We start from the raw sequence: 4,359 nt of genomic DNA, 5'->3' as shown, positions 1-4,359 counted from the left end.
CCGTAGAGGGAAGTGTGGAGTCCATCTCCCCCGTGCCCGACGAACAGGGAAGGTTTGTACTGGAAATAGCACTGCCGCAGGGACTGACCACCCGCTATGGCAAAGAACTGCCTTTAATCAAGACCATGACGGGGACGGCATCCGTCGTCACGAAGGAAAAAAGCCTGCTCAGCAGGTTGCTGAATTTAAAATAGAAAGAGCCTATGCTTGACAAAATGGGAGAAACGGTTGCCCTGTTCCGGCTCTACCGCGACACCGGAGAGGAAGAATGGAACATACGGGCGGAGGAATTGCTGGATGATATATGGAACGGATGCACCGGAGATATGTCATTGGCATACGGAGACGGCCTGTGCGGAATAGGAGCAGGAATAGAATATCTGATACAGAATGGTTTTGTGGAAGGAGACGCGGATGAAATCCTGGCGGAAATAGACAGCAGGGTATTTGCCGCCGTCAATGCCCGCCCGCCATTCGATTTAAGTATTGGACAGGGAATATCAGGACTGGCCTGTTATGTATACCATCGGCTTTGCTACAGGAAGGATTCTGAAGAACCGGCTGTATTGAACTTAAAAGAATATACCGTCTATCTCATTGACTGGATAGCTGAAGCCCTTCAGGATAATTCTACCGGCAAAGATTATTATGAAGTCTATTTCATACTGGTCTTATTGCACACACTGAACATAATGAATGCCAAAATCGAAAATCTGTTGGAATGGTGCGACAAGGAAATAGCAGCCGCCCCTTTAAAGAACCGATAATCAAACGATGATAACCATTATGAAAGACACTCCTTCCATGCCTCCTGTAAGTATTGTGATTCCGTTGCGGATTGAATCAACGGAACGTGAAGCAAACCTGCACTGCGTATTGCAGTATCTGCTCCGGTCGCCGTTTGTATATATTGACTTGCTGGAAGCTGATAAAGAACGCCGTTTCTTTTTCAGTCATCATGAACGGATACGCTACCGTTTCGTGCATGACGAAGCGCCTGTTTTCTACCGCACCCGCTACCTGAACGGGCTGCTTAGGGATGCACTACATTCCATCGTGGGTATATGGGATGCGGACGTACTGATACCTGAAGCCCAACTGATTGCCGGCGTATGGCATATTTTGGGGGGATGCGTCTTATGCTTTCCCTACAATGGGACATTCCGTTTCCTGGAGAAAGAAAGAAGCAATGCCATCCGTAAAAACGTGGATGAACTTCAGGCCGGAGAGGGCTGTTGCCTGCTGGGGCGCCCGTCGGTGGGAGGAGCCTTTCTGGTGAATAAGACCGGATATCTGGAAGCGGGAGGCGAGAACGAAGGTTTCTACGGCTGGGGCCCCGAAGATGCAGAGAGAGTAAAAAGACTGGAAATTCTGGAATTGCCGATAGCAAGAACGGAAGGGCCGCTTTATCATCTCCATCACGAAAGAAAGCCGGATATAGGAGTGGATAATAGAAAAAAGGCACAGCATAACCAGAAAGTCCTTCTAGCCACTTGCCGGCAAAGCAAGGAAGAGTTGGTAAAGGCACTGAAGAATCATACCGGAATATTTTTTTATTTAGACAACCATAACTGAAACCATTATGAATATAGCATTCCTTTCCTCCCTGAATCCGACAGACATACACAACTGGTCGGGGACACTGTATTATATGTATCATCATCTGGAACAAAGTCACCGGCTCACCTGGATAGGTGGGCAACAATATGAAGAAGCCATTAAATTCCACCAAGAAAATTTCGGGGAAGACACTCCTTTCTCACCGGAGAAATATGCCCTGCTATTCGGAAAGATGTTAACTGATTTCTTCCATTATGAATGCTATGACCTGATTATCTGCCGGGACTATTTCTTTTTAGCCTATCTGACAACGGATATTCCTGTTATATATATAGGTGACACCACTTGCAGGCTCTTCAACCGATACCTGGGAATCACAGACTCCCAAAAACTCGATTTAGCCGAAGGGCTGGAAGAAAGAGCCATCCAAAAGGCAACACATATTGTATATGCTTCCGAATGGGCCCAAAACAGTGCTGTCAACCACTACCATGCAGCCCCCGAAAAAATCAGCGTTATAGAGTTCGGAGCCAACATAGACAATATTCCCGAGTATGCCGGGCATGACTGTACATCTGTCTGTAACCTGCTCTTTATAGGTGAAAATTGGGAGATGAAAGGCGGGAATAAAGCTATTGAAGTCTTCTATTCTGTAAAAGAGAAAGGCATTCCATGCACATTGACCATTATCGGAAGCACCCCTGCACAAATGCCGGAGGACACGGATATCATTGTCTATCCTTATATCGACAAGTCATCATTCGAAGGGCAAAAACTTTTTGAGCAGATACTCCGCCAATCCCATTTCCTGATTGCCCCTACTCTGTTTGACTGTTTCGGCATTGTATATTGCGAAGCCTCTGCATACGGCATACCTGTACTGACCACCGATGTGGGAGGTGTCAGCCAGGCTGTCCGTAATGGGCAGAACGGCTTCCTGTTTGCTGCCGCTGCTCCCGCCTCCGATTATGCGGATACAATCATAGAATTATATACGCATAAAGACAGGTATGCCAATCTTGGAAGAGAATGCAGGAAGCATTTTGAGACACGTTTGAACTGGAGTGTTTGGGAAAAGCGCATGAACGACCTGCTTGTTTCCATAAAAGAGAATGAGGAAGGTACCTATATTCCCGTATATGTCATCAATATAAAAGAAAGGGAGGACAGAAGGAGGCATATCGTTCATGAATTTGACGGAAAACCGGAATTTGCATTCCACCTTGTTGAAGCGTGCACCCACTCCAAAGGCACGATTGGACTTTGGAACAGCATAGTAAAGGTGATAAGGATGGCTAAAGAGCAGGAAGAGGATGTAATTGTCATCTGTGAAGACGACCACTTCTTTACCGGGAATTATTCCCCCGGACTGTTATTTAAAGAAATCCGGGAGGCGTATATGCAGGGAGCCGAGCTTTTGTCCGGAGGTATCGGAGGATTCGGGCAGGCCATTCCTGTAGGATACCACCGTTATTGGGTAGATTGGTTTTGGAGTACCCAATTCATTGTAATCTATTCATCTGCGTTTGATACAATCCTGTCCTACGAGTTTCAAGAGGATGATACTGCCGACGGGGTGCTATCCGAAATTATTTATAACAAGATGGTGATTTATCCGTTTATCTCAGAACAAAAAGATTTTGGATATTCGGATGTCACCTTGGGAAATATGGAATACCCGGGAAAAATCAGGGAGTTCTTCAAAAGGTCCAATGCCAGATTCAAAATGATACGAACCATTCAAGATTTATCTGTACCCCGGTATTAATGGTTGTCTGAAGTCAGGCATTCCACCCTCCGGTACACATTTCCCCTGGCGGGTGCTCACCCATACCGGATTGTTCAGAGGATGACGGAGCCTGTCACAGACATATATACGTGTGGTCTTATGCGTACGTCCGTGTAGGCCGATGCGTATATACGTGTAGGCTCATGCGTACGTACGTGCAGGCTCACGCCACCGTATGTGTAGACCGATGCGACATGTACATTAAAAAAGAACAGGCATTCCACACAGAGTGCTGCAAAAAGACCTTGATGTTTTCGAAAAAGCTCGATGTGTTTTCAAAAAAGCTCGGTGCGTTTTTTTTAAAGCTGGGTGTGTTTTCGAAAGAGTTCGGTGTGTTTCTTCAAAACTTCACCATCTTTTTTTAAAAGCCCGGCATCTTTTTTATGTAGGGCAGATGAAAATACCCCTCATTAAGCCGGTCTTCCTTCTTCTCCCTTCATCCTTACATTTTAATCAAATCACACTGTCTATCAGACGGTTAAGAATGACAGCACATCCCTTCATCCTCCTTTCAGCCGTGCTTTTCACGTCCCTTCACAATCTGCCTTCAGTAATTTCCATAGTGTTACACATCTTTTTAGCCTACCGTTTTCCGTAGGGGCAGACCCGTGTGTCTGCCCGGATACACAAANGAAATCGTTATCGAAAAAGTTCAAAGGCATTGTACTCCTTTTTTGACGAATGAAAGGAGGCTGAAGGGGCGGTGAGGGGATGTCCCTTCACTACCGGAACCCCCATCTACAGGGCGTTTCAACGACTAATGAAAGGAGGAAGGAAGAGACCGGCTTTCCGTTTGTAAGGTGAAAAAACACAGCCGGCTTTAGTGGGTTCAGCCATCGTATGACAAGCCATTGATGGGAAAGTCCGGGAACCGGGATTGCACCCTGTACCTGCCGCGGACTTTTGTACCCGGTTCGATTTTTCCCCTCCCTCTTCATGCGCGTACATGCGCGCCCGCAATATAGTAATGTGTCTTCATATTCTCCCCGTTTTGTCCCTTTCAAAAAGTT

At 46.4% G+C, this 4,359-nt stretch carries 3 protein-coding genes and 1 pseudogene; all 4 read left to right on the top strand.

Annotated features, from left to right (window positions below; all coding sequences use genetic code 11):
* Positions 1 to 194, top strand: a pseudogene (locus IR173_RS17865) (HlyD family efflux transporter periplasmic adaptor subunit); the annotation flags it as partial.
* A gap of 9 nt (positions 195 to 203) precedes the next feature.
* Positions 204 to 767: a glycoside hydrolase family protein gene (locus IR173_RS17860; RefSeq protein ID WP_237040861.1), complete on the top strand. Its 564-nt coding sequence runs from the start codon at positions 204 to 206 to the stop codon at positions 765 to 767.
* 19 nt (positions 768 to 786) lie between these two features.
* A complete protein-coding gene (locus IR173_RS17855) occupies positions 787 to 1,575 on the top strand; it encodes a galactosyltransferase-related protein (protein WP_237040860.1) in 789 nt (262 codons plus the stop codon).
* Positions 1,576 to 1,582: 7 nt separating this feature from the next.
* Positions 1,583 to 3,328 carry a glycosyltransferase gene (locus tag IR173_RS17850; RefSeq protein WP_237040859.1) on the top strand — a complete coding sequence of 582 codons (1,746 nt, stop codon included), beginning with the start codon at positions 1,583 to 1,585 and terminating at the stop codon, positions 3,326 to 3,328.
* Positions 3,329 to 4,359: the final 1,031 nt, after the last annotated feature.

It is taken from the genome of Phocaeicola faecalis (assembly GCF_021730445.1).
In the GTDB taxonomy this organism is placed as follows: Bacteria; Bacteroidota; Bacteroidia; order Bacteroidales; family Bacteroidaceae; genus Phocaeicola; species Phocaeicola faecalis.
Note: the sequence above shows the minus strand (reverse complement) of the source record. Positions and strands in the feature narration are given on the sequence as shown.

Coding starts and splice junctions, on each gene's coding strand:
- IR173_RS17855 (WP_237040860.1), top strand. CDS start 787: ATGAAAGACACTCCTTCCATGCCTCCTGTAAGTATTGTGATTCCGTTG.
- IR173_RS17850 (WP_237040859.1), top strand. CDS start 1,583: ATGAATATAGCATTCCTTTCCTCCCTGAATCCGACAGACATACACAAC.
- IR173_RS17860 (WP_237040861.1), top strand. CDS start 204: ATGCTTGACAAAATGGGAGAAACGGTTGCCCTGTTCCGGCTCTACCGC.